Annotated in this window: 19 protein-coding genes and 1 pseudogene; 5 read left to right on the top strand and 15 right to left on the bottom strand. The window is 67.2% G+C overall.

Annotation, left to right across the window (positions count from 1 at the left end):
• Positions 1–64: 64 nt before the first annotated feature.
• Positions 65–2,581 (top strand): ABC transporter permease, encoded by a 2,517-nt coding sequence (locus tag QFZ47_RS18595; protein WP_307657018.1) that lies wholly within the window; start codon positions 65–67, stop codon positions 2,579–2,581.
• A 58-nt stretch (positions 2,582–2,639) separates the two neighbouring features.
• On the opposite strand, the gene QFZ47_RS18600 is transcribed toward QFZ47_RS18595, so the two are convergent.
• Positions 2,640–3,536 (bottom strand): LysR family transcriptional regulator, encoded by an 897-nt coding sequence (locus QFZ47_RS18600; protein WP_307657019.1) that lies wholly within the window; start codon positions 3,534–3,536, stop codon positions 2,640–2,642.
• A gap of 169 nt (positions 3,537–3,705) precedes the next feature.
• Between QFZ47_RS18600 and QFZ47_RS18605 the strand changes: the two are divergent.
• Positions 3,706–5,168: pseudogene (locus QFZ47_RS18605) on the top strand (MFS transporter).
• 66 nt (positions 5,169–5,234) lie between these two features.
• Positions 5,235–5,459 carry a SlyX family protein gene (locus tag QFZ47_RS18610; RefSeq protein WP_307657020.1) on the top strand — a complete coding sequence of 75 codons (225 nt, stop codon included), beginning with the start codon at positions 5,235–5,237 and terminating at the stop codon, positions 5,457–5,459.
• Between the two features lie 329 nt (positions 5,460–5,788).
• On the opposite strand, the gene trhA is transcribed toward QFZ47_RS18610, so the two are convergent.
• Genes trhA through cyoA form a run of 8 tightly spaced genes read right to left on the bottom strand, consistent with a single transcriptional unit; the run spans position 5,789 to position 13,320 of the window.
• Positions 5,789–6,451 (bottom strand): PAQR family membrane homeostasis protein TrhA, encoded by a 663-nt coding sequence (trhA, locus tag QFZ47_RS18615; RefSeq protein ID WP_307657021.1) that lies wholly within the window; start codon positions 6,449–6,451, stop codon positions 5,789–5,791.
• A gap of 2 nt (positions 6,452–6,453) precedes the next feature.
• The gene (locus QFZ47_RS18620) at positions 6,454–7,002 is read right to left on the bottom strand and encodes a response regulator transcription factor (RefSeq protein ID WP_307657022.1); all 549 of its coding nucleotides are present in this window, start codon (positions 7,000–7,002) and stop codon (positions 6,454–6,456) included.
• Positions 6,980–8,383, bottom strand: a complete 1,404-nt coding sequence (locus tag QFZ47_RS18625) for an ATP-binding protein (RefSeq protein WP_307657023.1) — start codon at positions 8,381–8,383, stop codon at positions 6,980–6,982. The genes QFZ47_RS18620 and QFZ47_RS18625 overlap by 23 nt, the downstream gene beginning before the upstream one ends.
• On the bottom strand, positions 8,367–9,224 hold the full coding sequence (locus QFZ47_RS18630) for an SURF1 family protein (protein ID WP_307657024.1): 858 nt from the start codon (positions 9,222–9,224) through the stop codon (positions 8,367–8,369). The genes QFZ47_RS18625 and QFZ47_RS18630 overlap by 17 nt, the downstream gene beginning before the upstream one ends.
• Positions 9,221–9,625, bottom strand: a complete 405-nt coding sequence (cyoD, locus tag QFZ47_RS18635; RefSeq protein WP_307657025.1) for a cytochrome o ubiquinol oxidase subunit IV — start codon at positions 9,623–9,625, stop codon at positions 9,221–9,223. The genes QFZ47_RS18630 and cyoD overlap by 4 nt, the downstream gene beginning before the upstream one ends.
• On the bottom strand, positions 9,622–10,287 hold the full coding sequence (gene cyoC, locus QFZ47_RS18640; protein WP_307657026.1) for a cytochrome o ubiquinol oxidase subunit III: 666 nt from the start codon (positions 10,285–10,287) through the stop codon (positions 9,622–9,624). Before cyoC ends, cyoD begins: the two co-directional genes overlap by 4 nt.
• On the bottom strand, positions 10,280–12,292 hold the full coding sequence (gene cyoB, locus QFZ47_RS18645) for a cytochrome o ubiquinol oxidase subunit I (RefSeq protein WP_370880592.1): 2,013 nt from the start codon (positions 12,290–12,292) through the stop codon (positions 10,280–10,282). The genes cyoC and cyoB overlap by 8 nt, the downstream gene beginning before the upstream one ends.
• Positions 12,289–13,320 carry a ubiquinol oxidase subunit II gene (gene cyoA, locus QFZ47_RS18650; protein WP_307657028.1) on the bottom strand — a complete coding sequence of 344 codons (1,032 nt, stop codon included), beginning with the start codon at positions 13,318–13,320 and terminating at the stop codon, positions 12,289–12,291. The genes cyoB and cyoA overlap by 4 nt, the downstream gene beginning before the upstream one ends.
• 177 nt (positions 13,321–13,497) lie before the next feature.
• Between cyoA and QFZ47_RS18655 the strand changes: the two genes are divergently transcribed.
• A complete protein-coding gene (locus QFZ47_RS18655; RefSeq protein ID WP_307657029.1) occupies positions 13,498–14,838 on the top strand; it encodes an MFS transporter in 1,341 nt (446 codons plus the stop codon).
• A 6-nt stretch (positions 14,839–14,844) separates the two neighbouring features.
• Here QFZ47_RS18655 and QFZ47_RS18660 read toward each other — a convergent pair whose 3' ends face one another.
• A complete protein-coding gene (locus tag QFZ47_RS18660; protein ID WP_307657030.1) occupies positions 14,845–15,495 on the bottom strand; it encodes a hypothetical protein in 651 nt (216 codons plus the stop codon).
• 74 nt (positions 15,496–15,569) lie between these two features.
• On the opposite strand from QFZ47_RS18660, the gene QFZ47_RS18665 reads away from it, so the two are divergent.
• Positions 15,570–16,244, top strand: a complete 675-nt coding sequence (locus QFZ47_RS18665) for an HAD family hydrolase (RefSeq protein WP_307657031.1) — start codon at positions 15,570–15,572, stop codon at positions 16,242–16,244.
• Between the two features lie 7 nt (positions 16,245–16,251).
• Here the strand turns inward: QFZ47_RS18665 and QFZ47_RS18670 are convergent, their stop codons facing one another.
• The 5 genes from QFZ47_RS18670 to QFZ47_RS18690 form a co-directional block, all read right to left on the bottom strand.
• The gene (locus QFZ47_RS18670; protein ID WP_307657032.1) at positions 16,252–17,271 is read right to left on the bottom strand and encodes an isopenicillin N synthase family dioxygenase; all 1,020 of its coding nucleotides are present in this window, start codon (positions 17,269–17,271) and stop codon (positions 16,252–16,254) included.
• A 1-nt stretch (position 17,272) separates the two neighbouring features.
• The gene (locus QFZ47_RS18675) at positions 17,273–18,016 is read right to left on the bottom strand and encodes an amino acid ABC transporter ATP-binding protein (RefSeq protein WP_307657033.1); all 744 of its coding nucleotides are present in this window, start codon (positions 18,014–18,016) and stop codon (positions 17,273–17,275) included.
• The gene (locus tag QFZ47_RS18680) at positions 18,013–18,735 is read right to left on the bottom strand and encodes an amino acid ABC transporter permease (RefSeq protein ID WP_307657034.1); all 723 of its coding nucleotides are present in this window, start codon (positions 18,733–18,735) and stop codon (positions 18,013–18,015) included. Before QFZ47_RS18680 ends, QFZ47_RS18675 begins: the two co-directional genes overlap by 4 nt.
• A gap of 13 nt (positions 18,736–18,748) precedes the next feature.
• Positions 18,749–19,444 (bottom strand): amino acid ABC transporter permease, encoded by a 696-nt coding sequence (locus tag QFZ47_RS18685; protein WP_307657035.1) that lies wholly within the window; start codon positions 19,442–19,444, stop codon positions 18,749–18,751.
• Between the two features lie 159 nt (positions 19,445–19,603).
• A complete protein-coding gene (locus QFZ47_RS18690) occupies positions 19,604–20,431 on the bottom strand; it encodes an ABC transporter substrate-binding protein (protein ID WP_307657036.1) in 828 nt (275 codons plus the stop codon).
• Between the last annotated feature and the right edge of the window lie 151 nt (positions 20,432–20,582).

The following is a 20,582-nucleotide window of genomic DNA, read 5'->3' on the forward strand; positions in this document are numbered from 1 at the left end:
CACCCTGCCGGCGCTAAGCCCCTGAAAAGGCGCTGGCGCACCCGCGTCGGCTATCGTCTCGCCCATGAATGCCTCTTTCCGCCTTGGCTGGCGCACCCTCTGGCGCGATCTGCGTGCCGGCGAACTGCGCCTCTTGATCGTTGCCGTGGTGCTGGCCGTGGCCGCGCTCACGGCGGTCGGCTTCTTTGCCGATCGGCTGAAGGGAGGCCTGCAGCGCGATGCGCGGCAACTGCTCGGCGGCGACGCGGTGGTCGTGAGCGACAACCCCACGCCCGAAGCCTTCGTCGCGCAGGCCCGCGCCTTCGGGCTTCAGGGCTCCGGCACCTACGGCTTTCCGACCATGGCACGGGCCAGCGATGCCCAGGGCGGCGCCAGCAAGCTGGTGGCCCTGAAGGCCGTGGCCGCGGGCTATCCGTTGCGCGGCAATCTGCAGACTGCGAGCGCCCCCGATGTTCCCGGCACCCTCACGCGCGACATTCCGCCGGCGGGCGAGGTCTGGGTCGATGCCTCGCTGCTCGACTCGCTGGCGCTCAAGGCGGGGGACACGCTTCTTCTTGGCGACACCGGCCTTCGCATCGGCCGCGTGATCACGCTCGAACCCGACCGGGGCGCGGGCTTCATGAGTTTTGCGCCGCGCGTGATGCTCAACCAGGCCGATGTGCCGCGCACCGGCCTCGTGCAGCCTGCGAGCCGTGTCGGCTACCGCTATGCCGTGGCGGGCGAGAACGCGGCCGTCAAGCGCTTTTCCGACTGGGCCGAGGCCGCGATCAAGAAGGGCGAGCTGCGCGGCGTGCGGCTCGACTCCTTCGAGGGCGGGCGCCCCGAAATGCGCCAGACGCTGGACCGCGCCGAGAAATTCCTGAGCCTGGTCGCGCTGCTCGCGGCGCTGCTGTCGGCCGTGGCGGTGGCACTGGCCGCGCGCGGCTTCGCGGCCAGCCATCTCGACGACTGCGCCATGCTGCGCGTGCTCGGCCAGAGCCAGCGCACCATCGCGCTGGCCTACTCGTTCGAATTTGCCGTCGTCGGCCTCGTGGCCAGCAGCCTCGGCGTGGCGATCGGCTTCGGCGTGCATTACGTGTTCGTGGTGCTGCTCGCGGGGCTGGTGGAAGCGGCGCTGCCCGCGGCCACCCTGTGGCCCGTGGCCTTCGGCCTGGGCATGGGGCTCACGCTGCTGTTCGCCTTCGGCCTGCCGCCGGTGCTGCAGCTGGCCAGGGTGCCGCCGCTGCGGGTGATCCGGCGCGACGTCGGCGGGCTCAAGCCCGCGTCGCTCGCGGTGCTGGGCATTGGCGTGGCGGGCTTCGCGGCCTTGCTGATCGCGGCCAGCAGCGACCTGAAGCTGGGCCTGATCGCGGTGGGCGGCTTCGCGGGCGCTGTGGCCGTGTTTGCTCTCCTGAGCTGGCTCGCGGTGAAGGTGCTGCGCCGCAGCGTCAATGAAACCACCGCGCCGCGCTGGCTGGTGCTGGCCACGCGCCAGATCTCGGCGCGGCCGGCCTACGCAGTGGTGCAGGTCAGCGCGCTGGCCGTCGGCCTGCTCGCGCTGGTGCTGCTGGTGCTGCTGCGCACCGACCTGGTCGCGAGCTGGCGCAAGGCCACGCCGCCCGATGCGCCGAACCGCTTCGTGATCAACGTCATGCCCGACCAGAGCACGGCGTTCCAGAAATCGCTGCGCGATGCCGGCGTGAACAAGTTCGACTGGTATCCGATGATCCGCGGCCGCCTGGTGGCCGTCAACGACAAGCCGGTGTCGCCCGACGACTACGTTGAAGACCGCGCCAAGCGCCTGGTGGACCGCGAGTTCAACCTCAGCAACAGCGTGGCGGCGCCGGCACACAACAGCATCGTGGCGGGGGCGTGGAAGCCCGATGCGCCGGGCGAAGTGAGCGTGGAAGAAGGCCTGGCCGAAACGCTCGGCCTCAAGCTCGGCGATGTGCTGCGCTTCGACATCGGCGGCATGCAGAACGATGCGCGCATCACATCGCTGCGCAAGGTCGACTGGGGCTCGATGCATGCGAACTTCTTCGTGATGTACACCGTGGCCGCGTTGCCCGACGTGCCGGTGACCTACATGGGCGCCTTCCGCGCGCCCGAGACGCGGGGCTTCGACAACGCGCTGGTGCGCAGCTACCCCAACGTGACCAACGTCGACATGAGCGCCACCATCAACCAGGTGCAGCGCGTGCTCGACCAGGTGATCCGTGCGGTCGAGTTCCTGTTCGGCTTCACGCTCGCGGCGGGGCTGGTGGTGCTGTTCGCCGCGGTCACCGCCACGCGCGAGGAGCGCGCGCGCGAGTTCGCGGTGATGCGCGCGGTGGGCGCACGGGCCAGCCTGCTGCGCCAGGTGCAGCGGGCCGAGCTCGCGGGCGTGGGCCTGCTGGCGGGCTTCCTCGCGAGCATCGTGGCGTCGGCCATCGGCTGGGGCCTCGCGCGCTACGTGTTCGACTTCACCTGGACGGCGTCGCCCCTGGTGCCGATCGCCGGTGCGCTCGCGGGCGCGGTGCTGGCGCTGGCCGCAGGCTGGTGGGGCTTGCGTGACGTGCTGCGCAGGCCGGTGGTCGAGACGCTGCGGCGCGCGGCGGAATAGATTTTTCTTCCGGCAAGGGCGGGCAGGGCGGAGAGCGTCGGGGCGCCGGCTGGCGTGATCAGCGAGCCGGCGGCAAGTCTTCCCTGAACATGTGCTCGCTCGCGAAGTCCACGAAAGCCCGCACCTTCGGCGACAGCTGCCGGCTCGACGGCCACAGCGCCGAGAACTGCCCCTGGCGCACCAGGTGCGTTTCGAGCACGCGCTGCAGTTCGCCGCGGCAGAGCGAATCGCGCGCGAGAAAGTCTGGCATATAGGCCACGCCGAGGCCGGCCACCGCCGCGCCGAGCATGGCTTCCATGTTGTTGCAGAGCAGGCCGGGCGGCAGCTGCGCGGGCAAGCCCGGCAGGTCCCACTCCTCGATCTTCCCGCCGGTCACGAACTTGTAGCGCAGGCAGCTGTGCTGGGCGAGGTCGGCCGGCATTTGCGGCACGCCGTGGCGCGCAAGATAGCCCGGAGATGCGACGAGCACGAAACAGAACGGACCGAGCCGGCGCGCCACGAGCTGCGAGTCGATCAGCTCACCGCTGCGGATCGCCACGTCCACGCCTTCGGCGATCACGTCGACCAGCCGGTCGTTGAAGTCGAGGTCGAGTTCGATCTCGGGATAGCGCGCCTTGAAGGCCGGCAGCATCGGCAGCAGGAAGCGGTAGCCGATGGTCGGCAGGCTCACGCGCAGGCGGCCGCGCGGGGCCGCCGCGGCGTCCTGCATCATCGCGCGCGCATCGTCGAGCTCGTCGAGGATGCGGCGGCAGCGCTCGTGGAACATCGCGCCTTCCTCGGTCAGCCGCACATGCCGCGTGGTGCGATGGAAAAGCCGCAGGCCCAGCTGCTGCTCGAGCCGTGCAACGTTCTTGCCCACGGCCGAAGCCGAGATGCCCAGCAGCCGGCCGGCCTTGGCAAAGCTCAGCAGGTCGGCGGCCCGCACGAAGGATTCGAGTCCACTGAAGCTGTCCATGGATTGGCAACCTGGGGTTGGGAGTGTGAGGATCAAAGGTGCCATTCTCATTCCATTGATTCCTTTCTATCTTCTATGCCTTCGTTCTCCTTCTGCGTGAAAGCCTTCGATGACTTCGTCTTCCCACAAGAACTGGCTGCTGGCCGCTGTCTGCCTGGCGGCGCTGGGCATGCCGCTGAGCTTCACCGGCCCGGCGGTGTGCTGCCCGCGATCCGCGATGCGCTGGGCGGCAGCCCGGTGCAACTCAACTGGGTGACCAACGCCTTCATGCTGAGCTTCGGCGCCACGCTGATGGCGGCGGGCGCCCTGGCCGACGCCTATGGCCGCAAGCGTGTCTTTCTGCTGGGGCTGGCGGTGGTTGCGCTCAGCAGTTCGCTGCTGACGCTCGCGCCCGGCATCGTTGCCTTCGATCTCGCACGTGCGTTGCAGGGGCTGGGGTCGGCCGCCGCCTTCGCGGCGGGCACGGCGGCGCTGGCGCAGGTGTTCGACGGCGCGGCGCGCACGCGGGCGTTCAGCCTGATCGGTACTTCGTTCGGCGTGGGGCTGTCGTGCGGCGCCATTCTCTCGGGCTGGCTCGCCGAATCCTTCGGCTGGCAGTCGGTGATGCTGACCCCCGGCGCGATCAGCCTCGCTGCGCTGTGCATTGCGGCGCCGAGCATGCGCGAGTCGCGCAACCCGGACGCGATGGGGCTGGACATGCCGGGCACGGTCACGTTCACCGGCGCGCTGAGCCTGCTGACGCTCGGCGTGCTGCAGGCGCCCGGCAGCGGCTGGGGCAGCCCGTGGGTGATCGCCGCGCTGGCGGGCGCCGTGCTGACGGGCGCGGCTTTTATCGCCATCGAGCGGCGCGTGGTGCATCCGATGCTCGATCTCTCGCTGTTCCGCTTTCCGCGCTTCGTGGGCGTGCAGTTGCTGGCCGCAGCGCCGGCCTATGGCTTCGTGGTGCTGCTGGTTCTGTTGCCGATCCGCTTCATCGGGCTGGAGGGGCGCAGCGCGCTGGAGGCGGGCAGCTTCATGTTCGCGCTCTCGGGGCCGATCCTCGTGGTGCCGACGCTCGCGGCCTCGCTCGCGCACCGGTTCTCGGCAGGCGCGATCTCGGCCGTGGGCCTGCTGGTGTGCGCGGCGGGGCTGTTCTGGCTCAGCCGCTGCGCGCCGGGCACGCCGCTGCACGTCATCGTGTGGCCGCTGCTGCTGATCGGTGCGGGCATCGGATTGCCCTGGGGCCTGATGGACGGGCTCGCGGTGAGCGTGGTGCCGCGCGAGCGCGCGGGCATGGCGTCGGGCATTTTCAACACGGTGCGGGTGGCGGGCGAGGGCATTGCGCTCGCGCTGGTCGGCGCCGGGCTCACGGCGCTGGTCGCATGGCAACTCGGCCGCTTGCCGGCGCATCCCGCCGCGACATCGCAGCAGGCGGCGCAGCGGGTGACGACGGGCGACCTGTCGCAGGCCCTTGCACTGTCGCCGGGCGTGGACCGCGCGGCGCTGTTGCAGGCCTACGGCGCGGCCTTTGGCACGCTGCTGTGCGTGCTGGCCGGCGTCACTGTGCTGACGGCGCTGGTGGTGTTCGTGTTCCTGCGCGGGGAGACGCACGCTGAAGCGGGCGCGGTGGCTTTGGAGTCGTCGGCCTGTTGAACGGCAGGGTCAGGCGCGGAGCGGGGCGTCACAAAAACATGGTGGATCTTCCTGTCCAATAGCGGCATGGACTATCCACCGAACGAGCTCGCAGAGCGCCTGACCGAACTCGAGATCAAGTCGAGCTATGCCGAAGACCTGCTGGAACAACTCAACATGACGATCTACCGCCAACAGCAGCAGATCGACAGCCTGATCCTGCAGGTCACGCAGCTCAAGCAGCAGAGCCAGAACGCGGGGCAGGATGGGGCGGCGCGCAACTTGCGCGACGATCTGCCGCCGCATTATTGAGAGCCTTGTTCCAGGGCGCGCTCCCGCCGACGGGGTACCTTGCTCCGCGAATGTCCTCCGGCCTGCGGCCTCCCCCTTGATTTCGCTGCGCAAGGCACCCCATCAGCGGGATCGTTATGCAGAGCGGTCGTTGATCGGCGGTACACCACGAGTGTGCCCAGGTGCACAGGGCATCGGGTGCTCCCCGCAGCGAAATCAAGGGGGAGGCCGCAGGCCGGAGGACATTCGCGGAGGGGAGTACCCGGTGTCCTGTGCACGCGCCCTGAACAACAGCGCCCCGAACAACAGCGCCAAGAACGAGAGCGCCGTTCAGTTCACTCCAACAAGATTCAGCCGTGCGAATGCCAGAGCACCGCAAAGAAGTGGCAGGTGCTGCCCGCCAGCACGAACAGGTGCCACACCGAATGCGCAAAGCGCACCTTGTTGTCGAACAGGAAGACCACCGCACCTGCGGTGTAGAACAGCCCGCCGGCCACGAGCCAGCCCAGGCCCGCCGGTGACATGCGTTCGTACAGCGGCACCGCCGCCATCAACGCCATCCAGCCCATCGCCACATAGAGCCCGGTCGACCACAGCGGATGCCGCAGCCGGTTGAACAGCTTGGCGCCCACGCCCAGCGCCGCCGCGGCGCAGATGCAGCCGAACAGCGTCCAGCCCCACGGCCCGCGCAGCACGCCGAACAGGAAGGGCATGTAGCTGCCCGCGATGAAGAGATAAATGGCCGCGTGGTCGAGCCGGTTGAACCAGGCCTTGGCCCGGCCCATCGGCAGCGCGTGGTACAGCGTGGAGATCAGGTACAGCACGATGGCCGTGCCCGCAAAGAGCGAGGCGCCGACCACGCTCGCGGCCTGGCCCCGCTGCGAGGCGCTGTAGATCAGGATGGGCAGCGAGGCAATGGCCAGCAGCAGGCCGAGGCCATGGCTCAGCGCATTGAAGATCTCTTCCATCGTGGTCTGGCTGCGGACCGCGGACGCCGGCTTGTCGAGGTTCATGTTTATTTCACCTGCTGCTTGCCGAGCTTGCGCGCCAACGTGCGCCGGTGCATGCCCAGTCGCCGCGCGGTCTCGGAAATGTTGAAGCCGGTCTCCGCCAGCATCTCGTGGATGCGCTCCCATTCGAGCGTCTTGATCGAGGTCGAGCGGTTGGTCAGCTCGACCTCGGTGGTGCCGGCGGCGCGGCCGAAGGCGGCCTCGATGTCGTCGGTGTTCGAGGGCTTGGCCAGGTAGTGGCAGGCACCGAGCTTGATGGCCTCCACGGCCGTGGCAATGCTGGCAAAGCCCGTGAGCACCACGATCAGCATCTTCGGGTTGTGCCGGTGCAGCATCTGCACGCAGGCCAGGCCCGAGGCCTCGCCGTTGAGCTTCAGGTCGACCACCGCATAGCCGGGCGACTGGGCCTGCAGCAGCGTTTCGACCTCTTCGGCATTGCTCGCCTGCGTGACCGCATAGCCGCGGCGCTCGAACGACTTGCCGAGCGTGCGCGCGAAGGCCGCGTCGTCCTCGACGATCAGCAACTGGCGTTCAGCTTCGGCGGTTTCGGTCATGGGCTTCCGTTTCGATGGCAGTGTCGATGACTTCGGTCTCTTCGTCTTCTTCTTCTTCTAGCACGACGGCCGCAAGCGGCAGCGTGATGGCCACGATGGCACCGCCCTCGGGCCGGTTGTGCACCGCCACCCGGCCGCCCAGCGTGCGCGCCACGTTGACCACCAGGAACAGCCCGAGCCCGCCGCCCGGGCGCCCCTTGCTCGACTGGTAGGGCTTGCCGAACTCCTTCAGGATGGCCGGCAGGAAGCCTGGGCCCGCATCGGTGACCGTGAGGGTCAGCGCATCCGCATCGTGCGCCACTTCGAAGCGCAGCCAATGCGGCGAGGCTTCCAGGGCATTGTCGAGCACGTTGCAGATCATCTGCTTCAGGGCCGAGTCGGAGACCATGGGCAGGTCCTGGCCAAAGCGGTTCTGGTAGTCGAAATCTTCCACCGGACGCGTGGTGCGCCATTCCTCGACCAGCTCGTCGAGGAAGGTGCTCACGGTGGTTTCTTCCGACGACTCGCCGCGCGCCTCGCCGGCCGACAGCAGGATGCCGCTCACGATGCTCTTGCAGCGCTGGATCTGCAGCTCCATCTCGGCCACCTCGGTCAGCAGCTCGGGGTCGGAGCTGAAATGCGGCAGCCGGCGCCAGTCGCCGAGGATCACGGCCAAGGTGGCCAGCGGCGTGCCCAGCTCATGCGCGGCACCCGAGGCGAGCAGGCCCATGCGCACGATGTGCTCCTCTTCCGACGCGCGCTGGCGCAGGTCGGCCAGCCGTGCATCGCGTGCGCGCAGGTTGCGGCTGATGCGCGTGATGAACACCACCAGCAGCGCCGCGTTGAGCGCAAAGCAGATCAGCATGCCCTGCACGTAGGGGCTCCACAGGCCGCGGTCGTGGTCGAGCGGCAGCGCGAGCGGGCGCGAGAAAAGCGCCAGCCCCGCAAAGCAGACGCTGGTGACGACCACGATGGTCCAGGTCGACCAGGCCTTGAGCAGCACCGCGCCCAGGATGACCTGCAGCAGGTACAGGAACACGAAGGGGTTGGTGGCGCCGCCGCTCAGGTAGAGCTGGGCGGTGAGCGTGGCCACGTCGACCAGCAGCGCGAGAAAGAGCTCGCCGTTGGTCACGCGGCGCGGGCTGCGCGAGCGCAGCAGGCTCACCCCGTTGAAGAGCGCGAGGCAGGTCAGCACCTGCAGCATGTGGTCCAGCGGCAGCCGGATGCCGAAGCCGTAGTGCACGAGCAGGATGGTCGCGACCTGCCCGACCACCGCGAACCAGCGCAGCTGGATCAGCTGCTGCATGTTCTTGTGGCCGGTGGCGTTGTCCAGGCTCGCGACGCCCGCGCGCGGCGGGTGCAGTTCGCCTGCCACCGCGAGAGGCTCAGTCGCGGCGGGCATCGGGGCGGGAGGTGGCGTCGGCATGGGCGGTATTTTCGCCGCTGCCGCCGTCGGCAGCGCGGGCGCGCCTGCGCCCGTCGCGCCAGGCGTACCAGGCCGCGCCCAGGACCATCAGCGCGAGGCCGTACCAGGTGATCGCGTAGACCAGGTGGCTGTTGGGAAAGGCAATGACCGTGAGACCGGCGGCCGGCCAGGCAGGCGCCGCGGCGGATGAAGAAGAGGGGAGCGCCTCGGCATCGACGAAGTACGGTGCCACATTGTCCAGCCCCCGCGCCGCGGCAATGGCCTGCACGTCGCGCGAGAACCAGCGTTCGCCGGCCGGCTCGTTGTTGCGCAGGAAGCCGCCCTTGGGCTCGGTGATGCGCAGCAGGCCGGTCACCGCGGTTTCGCCCGTGGGCTCGGTGGCCGCGCGGGTGGCGCGGTCGCGCGCTTCGGGCGGCACGAAGCCCCGGTTGACCAGCACGACGGTGCCGTCCGCAGCCTGCAGCGGCGTCAGCACCCAGAAGCCGGCGCCGAGCCGCGTGCTGGCCTGCACCAGGGTCTCCTTGTCGTGGAGGAAGGTACCGGTAATGCGCAGATGCCGGTATTCGTCGTCGACCGCGTTCACGCGCGGCCAGCGATCGCGCCCCGGAGCATCGGTGGCCGGGGCATGCACCCGCTGTTCGACGCGGGCGACGAGATCGAGCTTCCAGGCCCTGCGCTCGACCTGCCAGGTGCCGAGCGCGAAGAAGCCGGCAAAGGCCAGGGCCGCACAGACCGCCAGAGCCACCCGGGCCGCCGCGCTGCGCTGGCGGCTGGCCGGGGCGTGGTGGGCGCTGGGGTCTGGCGGCGGGAGCGTCAAGGCATGTTCTTCATGTCGTGCACCGACATCGGCATCATGTTGGTGTTCATGTGGTACATGACCCAGAGCGAGCCGGCCAGCGTGATCACGACGAGCACGATCGTGAAGATCAGCGCCAGCATGTTCCATCCGCTCTCGGACTTGGCGTCCATGTGCAGGAAGTAGATCATGTGGACCACGATCTGCACCGCGGCAAAGCCGAGGATGACGAGCGAGGTGGTGTGCGTGCTGGCGAGCACCTTGCCCATCACGAGCCAGAACGGAATCGCGGTCAGGATCACGGCCAGCACGAAGCCGGTCATGTAGCCCTTGAAGGTGCTGTGGCTGACGGGGCCGTCGTCGTGATGGTCGTCGTGGGCGCCATGACCGTGCGCGGCGGTGTCGGTGTGGGCGTTGCTCATGCCATCGATCCCATCAGGTAGACAAAAGTGAAGACGCCGATCCACACCACGTCCAGGAAGTGCCAGAACATCGACAGGCACATCAGGCGGCGGCGGTTGGCGGCGGTGAAGCCGTGCTTGGGCAGCTGGATCATCAGCACGATGAGCCAGACGATGCCGAAGGTCACGTGCAGGCCGTGAGTGCCCACCAGCGCGAAGAACGACGACAGGAAGGCGCTGCGCTGCGGACCCGCGCCTTCGTGGATCAGATGCGCGAACTCGTAGAGTTCGAGGCCGATGAAGCCCGCGCCCAGCAGGCCGGTGACGACCAGCCAGGCCAGCGTGCCGCCCATGCGCTTCTTCTGCATCTCGAGCACGGCGAAGCCATAGGTGATCGACGAGAACAGCAGCAGCGAGGTGTTGACCGCCACCAGCGGCAGGTCGAACAGGTCGGCGCCCGAAGGGCCGGCCGCGTAGCTGCGGCCCAGCACGCCATACACCGCGAACAGGCAGGCGAAGACCAGGCAGTCGCTCATCAGGTAGAGCCAGAAGCCCAGCAGCGTGCCGTTTTCGGGATGGTGGTCGTTGCCGACGTGGAACAGTTCGAACACGGGCGGCTTGCCCGTCTGATCGCTGTGGGCGTGCACGCCCGCGGGGGTTTGGAGGGCGGTGGTATCAGACATGGGCTGCTGCCAGGAGTCGCGTGCGGGCGTCTTCGGTGCGAACGACTTCTTCCGCGGGAATGTGATAGTCGCGCTTGTAGTTGAAGGTATGGATGATCACGGCCGCCAGCATGGAGACGAAGCCCACGCCCGCCACCAGCCACATGTGCCAGATCAGCGCGAAGCCGCAGATCGCAGCCAGTGCCGCGATGATGAAGCCGGCGGCGGTGTTCTTGGGCATGTGGATGGGCGTGAAGCCATCGAGCGGGCGCTCGTAGCCGCGCTTCTTCATGTCGGTCCAGGCGTCGTTGTCGTGGATGCGCGGCGTGAACGCGAAGTTGTAGGCCGGCGGCGGCGATGAGGTCGACCATTCGAGCGTGCGGCCGTTCCACGGGTCGCCGGTGGTGTCGCGCAGCGAATCGCGGCGGATGTAGCTCACCACCAGCTGGATCAGGAACGAGGCGATGCCCAGCGCGATCAGCACGGCCCCGAAGGCGGCGACCTGGAACCAGATCTGCAGTGACGTGTCCTGGAAGTGGCTCATGCGGCGCGTGACGCCCATCAGGCCCAGCACGTACAGCGGCATGAACGCGACCCAGAAGCCCACCAGCCAGAACCAGAACGAGCACTTGCCCCAGAACGGATCGAGCTTGTAGCCGAAGGCCTTCGGGAACCAGTAGGTGATGCCCGCCAGCATGCCGAACAGCACGCCGCCGATGATCACGTTGTGGAAGTGGGCGATCAGGAACAGGCTGTTGTGCAGCACGAAGTCGGCCGGAGGCACCGCGAGCAGCACGCCCGTCATGCCGCCGATCACGAAGGTGATCATGAAGCCGATGGTCCACATCATGGGCAGCTCGAAGCGGATGCGGCCCCGGTACATGGTGAAGAGCCAGTTGAAGATCTTCGCGCCCGTGGGGATCGAGATGATCATCGTCGTGATGCCGAAGAACGAATTCACGCTGGCGCCGGAGCCCATGGTGAAGAAGTGGTGCAGCCACACGAGGTACGACAGGATCGTGATCACCACCGTGGCGTACACCATCGAGGCGTAGCCGAAGAGGCGCTTGCCGCTGAAGGTGGAGACCACCTCGGAGAAGATGCCGAAGGCCGGCAGGATCAGGATGTACACCTCGGGATGGCCCCAGATCCAGATCAGGTTCACGTACATCATGGCGTTGCCGCCGAGGTCGTTCGTGAAGAAGTTGGTGCCGACGTAGCGGTCGAGCGACAGCAGCGCGAGCACGGCCGTGAGCACCGGGAAGGCGGCCACGATCAGCACGTTGGTGCACAGCGAGGTCCAGGTGAACACCGGCATCTTCATCATCGTCATGCCGGGCGCGCGCATCTTCACGATGGTGGCCAGCAGGTTGACGCCCGAGAGCAGGGTTCCGACCCCCGCGATCTGCAATGACCAGATGTAGTAGTCGACCCCCACGTCGGGGCTGAAGAGAATGCCCGACAGCGGCGGGTAGGCCAGCCAGCCGGTCTTGGCGAATTCGCCGACGAACAGCGACGCCATCACCAGCCCGGCGCCGAAGGTGGTCATCCAGAAGCTGAAGTTGTTCAGGAACGGAAAGGCCACGTCGCGCGCGCCGATCTGCAGCGGCACCACGAAGTTCATCAGGCCCGTGACCAGCGGCATGGCCACGAAGAAGATCATGATCACGCCGTGGGCGGTGAAGATCTGGTCGTAGTGGTGCGGCGGCAGGTAGCCCATGTTGTCGCCGAAGGCGACGGCCTGCTGGGCACGCATCATGATGGCGTCGGCAAAGCCGCGCAGCAGCATCACCAGGCCCAGCATGATGTACATGATGCCGATCTTCTTGTGGTCGATGCTGGTGATCCAGTCGCGCCACAGCATGCCCCACAACCTGAAGTAGGTGAGCGCGCCCAGGACGGCAACGCCGCCCAGCACCACCGCCGCAAAGGTTGCGAGCAGGATCGGCTCGTGGAGCGGAATCGCCTCCCAGGTGAGGCGGCCGAAGACGAGCTTCGTCAGGTCAAGGTTCTCGGGCATCGTCATTCTTCGGTGGTGCACATCGCCGTGACGTACTTGCGGGCCGGCGAATTGATGTTGATGTTGTCGGGCTGCCAGGCTGGCTTGGTGGCGACGTTGAAGGCGCCGGGCTTGCCCAGGCCGCCCTCGGCGTCAATGGCCATCATTTGCTTCATGCACATCTTGTTGCGGTCGACGCAACGGTTGAGGATGGCGTCGTACAGGTCGGGGGCCACGGCGGCGTAGTGGCGCACCGGGTCGCGCTCGCTCGGCGCTTCGAGCTTCAGGTAGGTTTCGCGGGTGAGCTCGCCGTTCTGGCCGGCCTTGGCCTTTTTCACCCACTCTTCGAAGCCGTCACCGCTCAGGCCATGGAACTTGAAGCGCATGCCCGAGAAGCCCGCGCCGCTGTAGTTGGCCGAGAAGCCCTCGAACTCGCCCGGCTTGTTGATGACCGCGTGCAGCTTGGTTTCCATGCCCGGCATGGCGTAGATCTGGCCGGCCAGCGCGGGAATGAAGAAGGAGTTCATCACCGAGGTGGCCGTGATCTTGAAAGTGATCGGCCGGTCGACCGGCGCGGCCATTTCGTTCACCGTGGCAATGCCCTGCTCGGGGTAGATGAAGAGCCATTTCCAGTCGAGCGCCACCACTTCAACCACCAGCGGCTTGGCCTCGGCCGGGATCGCGCGCTCGGCGTCGAGCCGGCTCAGCGGGCGGTACGGATCGAGCGTGTGGGTGCTGATCCAGGTGATGGCGCCGAGCGCGATGATGATCAAGAGCGGCGCGGCCCAGATCGCGAGTTCGAGCTGGGTGGAGTGGTCCCAGTCGGGGCTGTAGTCGGCCTCCTTGTTCGACTGGCGATAGCGCCACGCGAAGAAGACGGTCAGCGCGATCACCGGAATGATGATGATCAGCATCAGCACGGTGGAGACGACGATGAGGCGTCCCTGCTGATTGGCGATGTCGCCGGAAGGGTTCATGAGCACCGTGTTGCAGCCTGCCAGCAAGGCAAGCGGAAGCAACAGGGGCCATCGGCGAAGAGATTTGAGGGTGGGCATGCCGAAAGAAAGAAGTGCGTGGGCTGCGCAAAGACTCCACAATCTACGACCAAAGGCCTCCGCCGCCTATTGGACGTTTTGTCCTATGGCGGGAATCCTCATTCGGTGAGACGCTTGGAACCTCTGTTCAATGGTCTACCTTTGTCACTGTCGGTGACACCCGAATTAAAAAACGCAATGACGACGACGTCCAGCATCAGTCCGCAAGGCGCACAGCCTGTGCCGAACACGTCCGGAAGCGACGCCCGGCAGGGCGACGAGCATTCACACATCGCACCGGGCGAGATCGCCGTTGGCGTGATCATTGGCCGGGCGTCGGAATATTTCGACTTCTTCGTCTACGGCATTGCCTCGGTGCTGGTGTTTCCGGCGGTGTTCTTTCCATTCGAGGCGCGCCTCGAAGGAACCCTCTACGCCTTCGTGGTTTTTTCGTTCGCGTTCATTGCGCGGCCGTTCGGAACTGTCATTTCAATGGCCATCCAGCGACGGTTCGGGCGAGAAGCCAAGCTCACGATTGCGCTGTTCGTGCTGGGAACCTCCACCGCGGGCATTGCCTTCCTGCCGGGCTACGCGAGCATCGGATTCACATCGATCGTGCTGCTGTCGGTGTTCCGCTTTGCCCAGGGCCTGGCGCTCGGCGGCTCGTGGGACGGCCTGCCGTCGCTGCTGGCGCTCAATGCGCCGCAGAACCGCCGCGGCTGGTACGCCATGCTGGGCCAGCTGGGCGCGCCGCTCGGCTTCTTCGTGGCGAGTGCGCTGTTCGCCTACCTTTACGCCAACCTGCCGATCAAGGACTTCCTCGACTGGGGCTGGCGCTACACCTTCTACGTGGCCTTCGCGATCAATGTGGTGGCGCTGTTCGCGCGGCTGCGGCTGGTGGCGACCGAAGAGTATTCCCGCCTGCTCGAAGAGCGCGAGCTGCAGCCCACCAGCGTGGTCGAGCTGACCCGCTCGCAGGGCGCCAACCTGCTGATCGGCGCGTTCGCCGCGCTGGCCAGCTATGCGCTGTTCCACCTGATCACGGTGTTCCCGCTGTCGTGGATCACGCTGTACTCCGACCAATCGATCACCGAGTTCCTGGTGGTGCAGATGATCGGCGCGGTGCTTTGCGCCGGCGGCATCGTGGCCTCGGGCCTGATTGCCGACCGGGTGGGTCGCCGCTTCACGCTGGGCGGCCTGGCCGCGATGATCGCGGTGTTCAGCGGCTTCGCGCCCACGCTGCTCGACGGCGGCCGCGTCGGGCAGGACATCTTCATTCTGCTGGGCTTCGTGCTGCTGGGCCTGTCATACGGCCAGGCGGCCGGCGCGGTGACCTCGAACTTCGAACCCAAGTACCGCTACACCGGCGCCGCGCTCACGGCCGACCTGGCGTGGCTCATCGGCGCCGCCTTCGCACCGCTGGTGGCGCTGGGGCTGTCGGCGAATTTCGGGCTGGCCTATGTGAGCGTCTATCTGCTGTCCGGTGCGGTCGGCACGCTGGCGGCGCTGGGGCTCAACCGGGCGCTGGTGCGCGACTGAAGGGTCTCAGCCTTCTCCGCGGAGGCGTTCCGCCTTTTGCGCCAGCTCGACCGCCTCGATGACCTGGTGAATCGACAGCGGGCCGGGCAACTCGATCTCGGCCGAAATAACGCTTTCCAGTGCCTCCTGCCCCGCACGTCCGGCCAGCCAGGCAAAGGCCGACGTGATCGAGCCGCCGCCGAACCTGGCGCTCAGCGCCTTCGATGCTGCCCGGCTGACCTCCGCAAACGACGCATGGTCCGCTGCGCTCGACGCCGCACGGACAACAACACAAAACGCTGCGAGCTTTTCGGCCTCGGTGCGCAAGCGGCGGGTCTTGCCTTCGCTTTGTGCTGCGTGCCCGTGAAGCGCCGGTTCGAGAGCGTCGGTGAACACTTGAATCTCGCGCCCTTCCACCCAGGTGGAGTCTGCGCGCGACAGAAGCCCGACCGGCCGGCCGCGGGCCTCGGACGCCCGCTCGGCGGCTGCCTGGGCCACCGGTGCCTGCGCGGGATGCCAGACAAGAAGGGGCGAACGGGCGGTGCCGCGCACCGCCCATCGGCCGGCGGAATTCAGGCAGCGCACATCGCGGGCATGCGATCCGCCGTGCGGCTCCGATGCCGATGTCGTCGGCTGATGGTCCGCGAGGGACAGGAGCAGGTAGTGTTCGAGTGGCATCAGTGCGTCAGATTTCGGGAGCCATCGATTGTCACCGCAGGGCCGCTTCGATCACGCTGGCTTAGGATTGCCTCATGTTCGCCGCCGCCATCTTCGACATGGACGGGCTGCTCATCGATTCGGAACGGCCCATCATGGCCGCCTGGATCGAAGCGGCCCGAACGCTCGACATCGAGCTTTCACAGAGCCACTACCTGCAGGTAGTGGGCCTGGCTACTGCAGAGTCCGAGGTGATTCTGGGCACGCTGCTCGGCGGGCCCGAGGCCTATCGGCACGCCATCGCGCACGTCCGCAAGCGGCTGCAGCTGCAGCGCGCGGACGGCCTTCCGCTGTTTCCCATCAAGCCCGGCGCGGCCGAATTCCTGGGCGCGCTGCGGCAGCGCGGAACGCGCTGTGCCGTGGCGTCGTCGTCGACCAGCGGGCAGATCCAGGCCTGCCTCGGCAGCCTCGACGTGCTCCATCATTTCGAGGCCTTTGCGGGCGGCGACGAGGTGGCGCGCGCCAAGCCCGATCCGGCGCTCTACCTGCTTGCGGCCTCGCGCCTCGGCGTCGATCCGGCGGAATGCGTGGCCTTCGAGGACAGCGAGAACGGCGCCAAGGCTGCGCTGGCGGCGGGCCTGCGGGTGGTGATCGTTCCCGATCTCAAGCACCCGCCCACCGCGATCGTCGAGCAGGCGCTGCATGTGCTCGATTCGCTGCACGATGCCATGGCGCATGTGCCGCGCTGGTTTCCCGTGCCGCTCGCGTAGTTCGGGTTCAGAGCACTTCGTCGCGCAGCTGCGGAAACACCTTCGACACCTTGGCGAGCAGGTAGTCGCCGTAGCGGCCGTTGAAGGCGTGCACGTTGGCGCGGTCCCAGCGCTCGGCGCTGTCGTCGCGCGCCTGGGCACCCGCCAGGCCCTCGATGGGCTGCACGCGCGCTTCGAAGTCCGGATCGAAGAATAGCGGGAACGAGAGCCGGTCGCGCCCCGAGGTGTTGCGCTTCACGCGGTGCGGTGTCGACTTGTAGAGCCCCCCGGTCATGCGGTCGAGCATGTCGCCGATGTTGCAGACGAAGGAGCCCGGAATCGGCGGCGCGTCGATCCAGCCACCGGGCGTGTGCACGGCGAGGCCGCCCACGTCGTCCTGGTGCAGGATGGTGAGCAGGCCGTAGTCGGTGTGCTCGCCCACGCCCCATTGCACGTCGAGCCCTTCGGGCACGGGCTGCGAGGGGTAGTTGAAGAGCCGGAACAGGATCAGCGGGTCGGCCGTGTAGCGCTCGGCAAAATACGCCGCCGGCAGGCCGAGGCTCAGCGCAATGCCTTCCATCAACCGGTGGCCCAGCTGCGTGACGGCGGCCATGTAGTCGAGGATGGTTTCGCGAAAACCCGGCAGGTCGGGAAACAGGTTCGGACCGTGCACCGGCGTCTTCGCCTGCACCCGCGGATGCGACGCGGGCAGCTCGGTGCCAAGGTAAAGGCCTTCCTTCCAGTCGGGCCGGCCCGAGGTGAGTTCGCCGCCGAGCGGAAAGTAGCCGCGCCAGGCGCGCCCGCCCAGGGCCATGCGCCATTGCATCTTTGTCTCTGTGGGCAGTTCGAAGAATCGACGGCTCAGATCTTCGAGCCGCTGCACCAGCGCCGCGTCGACGCCGTGACTGGTGACATAGAAGAAGCCGTGCGCGCGGCAGGCGGCGCCGATCTGCGCGGCCACATCGTCGCGCCCGGGCGCGCCGGCCACGAGCGCCGCGACGTCGATCACGGGAAGCTTCTGCGTGTCGGTCATGGTCGTGAGGAGCATGTCACACGTCGCGCGCGAACGGCGAGCGGATGTCCGAAAGAAACTGCTGCGCACGCGGATGCCGCGGCCGGTTGAAGAAGTCGTCGGGCGTCGCGCGTTCGAGCACCTTGCCCTCGTCCATGAAGAGCACGCGGTCGGCCACCTCGCGCGCAAAGCCCATCTCGTGCGTCACGCAGACCATGGTCATGCCGTCGCGCGTCAGGTCGCGCATCACCAGCAGCACCTCGCCCACCATCTCGGGATCGAGCGCGCTGGTGGGCTCGTCGAACAGCATCAGCGGCGGCTGCATGGCGAGTGCGCGCGCGATCGCTACGCGCTGCTGCTGGCCGCCCGACAGTTCGCTCGGCCACGCATTCGCCTTGCTGGCCAAGCCCACGCGCTGCAGCAAGGCCATCGCGCGCTCGTCGGCCTCCTTGCGCGAGAGGCCGCGCAGCTGCATTGGCGCCATCGTGCAGTTCTGCAGCACCGTGAGGTGCGGGAACAGGTTGAACTGCTGGAACACGAAGCCGATGCGCGAGCGGAACGCGTTCACGTCGGTGCCCGGCGCATGGATGTCCTTGCCTTCGATGAGGATGCGGCCCGACTGGATCGGCTCCAGCCGGTTCAGGGTGCGGATCAGCGTCGACTTGCCCGAGCCCGAAGGGCCGCACACCACGACCACTTCGCCCTTGCGGATGGTCTCGTCGATGTCGACCAATGCCTGGTAGCTGCCGTACCACTTGTTGACGTTCTGCAGTTCGATCATGCGGATACCTTAGGAGCCGAAGCGGAATTGGCCACAGAGATGCCGCGCCGCGCGAGCCGGCGTTCGAGCCAGTAGGCGAAGCGCGACAGGCCGAAGCACAGGATGAAGTAGGTCAGGCCCAGGATCAGGTAGATCTGCGCGGGCTTGGTGAACACCTGCGTGTTGATCTGCGTCGCGATGAACGACACCTCGGCCAGCCCGATGATGTAGCCGAGCGAGGTTTCCTTGATGGTCGAGACGAACTGGTTCACCAGCGAGGGCAGCATGCTGCGCAGCGCCTGCGGCAGCACCACGAGGCGCATCGCGCGGCCATAGTCCAGGCCCAGCGCGCGGGCGGTTTCCATCTGGCCGCGCGGCAGGCCCTGGATGCCGGCGCGCACGATCTCGGCCAGGTAGGCCGCATCGAACACCACGAGTGCGATCAGCATGGTGGTGAACTGGTCGGTCTTCACGCCCGTCACGCTCGGCAGGAAGAAATAGGCCCAGAAGATCACCATCAGCAAGGGGAGGCCGCGCACCACGAAGACGAAGCCTGTCACTGGCCAGCGCAGCCAGCGCCACGGGCTCACGCGCGCCAGGCCAAGCACGATGCCCAGCGGCAATGCGAGCACCAGCCCGCAGGAGGCGAGCAGCAGCGTCAGCACGAGACCGCCCAGCGGCCCGTTCGGGTACTGCCCGATGAGGAAGTAGACCCAGTAGTCGTTGATGATTTCCAGCATCTGGTCGACGGCTCTAGATGGTTCTTACCGGAAAGCGGTGGTGATACCAGGTGGCCAGCCCCGTGATCGCGAGCGACACCGACAGGTACGCCGCGCTCGCGAATGCGAACGACTCGAAGCTGCGGAAGGTGGCGCTCTCGACCTGCCCGGCCTGGTACATCAGCTCGGCCACGCCGATCACGGTGGCGATCGAGGTGTTCTTCCACAGGCTCAGCGTCTGCGAGATGAGCGGCGGCACCGTCACGCGCAGCGCCTGCGGCAGCACCACGCGGCGCATCGTGCCCAGGAAGCCGAAGCCCAGCGCACGGCCGGCCTCGAACTGCACCGTCGGAATCGCGCGGATGCCGCTGCGAATGTCTTCCGCCATGAACGCGGCCGTGTAGAGCGAAAGCGCAATGATGGCGCTGTAGGCCTCGATGTGCCCCGCATAGAGCCATTGCTTGATCCCTTCGGGCAGCAGCTCTGGCGCGCCGAAGTACCAGAACAGCATGTGCGCGAGCAACGGGATGTTGCGGATCGATTCCACGTAAGCAAAGCCCAGCCAGCGCAGCGGCGCGAGCGGCGAAAGACGCAGCAGCGCCACCACCAGCGCGATCGGCAGCGCCAGCACGAGCGAGGCCGCGAGCAGCTGCAGCGACAGCCACAGGCCCGCGACCAGCATGTCGTGGTACTTGCCGGTCAGCAGCAACGAGTAGTCGAACAGGGGCATGGGGGGCGACAGTATCACCGCCGCGGGGGGCTTGGCTCCCTCCCCTTCCGGGGGAGGGTTGGGATGGGGGCACGGCGGCGATCGATGCGTCGCAGCCTGTGCAAACGCCGCTTGCCCCCATCCCGGCCTTCCCCCAGCGGGGGAAGGAGAAACGCCGGATCAGTCGATCTTGTCGCTCTCGAGCTTGAAGTCGCGCGTCTGGAAGCCCGAAGCCGTGTTCGGCCCGTACCATTTCACGAAGATCTTCTGCGCCTCGCCCGACTTCTCGAGTTCGCGCAGCGTGTCGTCCACCACGGCCTTGAGGCCGCTCTCACCCTTCTTGATGCCGATGGCCAGCGCCTCGGTGCTCAGGTTCTGCTTGAGCACCACGTACTGCGCCTTCTGCGGGCCGAGCTTGGCGTAGCTGCGCAGCAGCGCAGCCTCGTCGTCCACGTAGCCCACGCCCTTGCCCTGCTGCAGCGCCTGGAAGGCTTGTTGGCTGGTGTCGAAGGTCACGACCTCGGCCGTGGGCACGGCCTTGCGGATGTTGGGCTCCTGCGTGCCGCCGCGGATGGTCAGCACCTTCTTGCCGGCAAGCTGCGGCACGTCGGTGATGCCGCTGTCCTTCTTCACGATGGCCTTCTGGCCCGTCACGAAAGTGGTCAGCGAGAAGTCGATCTGCGCCTCGCGTTCCTTGTTGTGCGTGAGGCCGGCCGCCACCAGGTCCACATGGCCCTGCTGCAGCTCGGGAATGCGCGCGGCCACCGCGATCTGCTTGAGCACTGGCTTCACGCCGATCTTCTTCGCGATGGCGTTCACCAGGTCGACTTCGTAGCCGACGATCTGCCGCGTCTTCGGATCGATGAAGGTCGCGGGCTCGTCGGTGCCGAGCACGCCGACCACGAGTTCGCCCTTCTTCTTGATGTCGGCGAGCTGATCGGCATGGGCGGCGATGCCCGTCAGCAGGGTGGAGGCGGCGAGGGCCGCGGTGAGCAGGGTGTGGCGCATGGTTGTTCTCACTCCGGATGAAAAAGACGAAGGGCTGGACCCTATCAACAAAACCCGCGATTATTAAATCCTCAATCGACATATGCATATGGCCTTGCCGGATCGGCCCTGGCATGGCCTGGGTTAAATTCGCGGCGCGAAAACCTGCGCC

The organism is Variovorax paradoxus, assembly GCF_030815975.1.
Taxonomy (GTDB): domain Bacteria; phylum Pseudomonadota; class Gammaproteobacteria; order Burkholderiales; family Burkholderiaceae_C; genus Variovorax; species Variovorax paradoxus_N.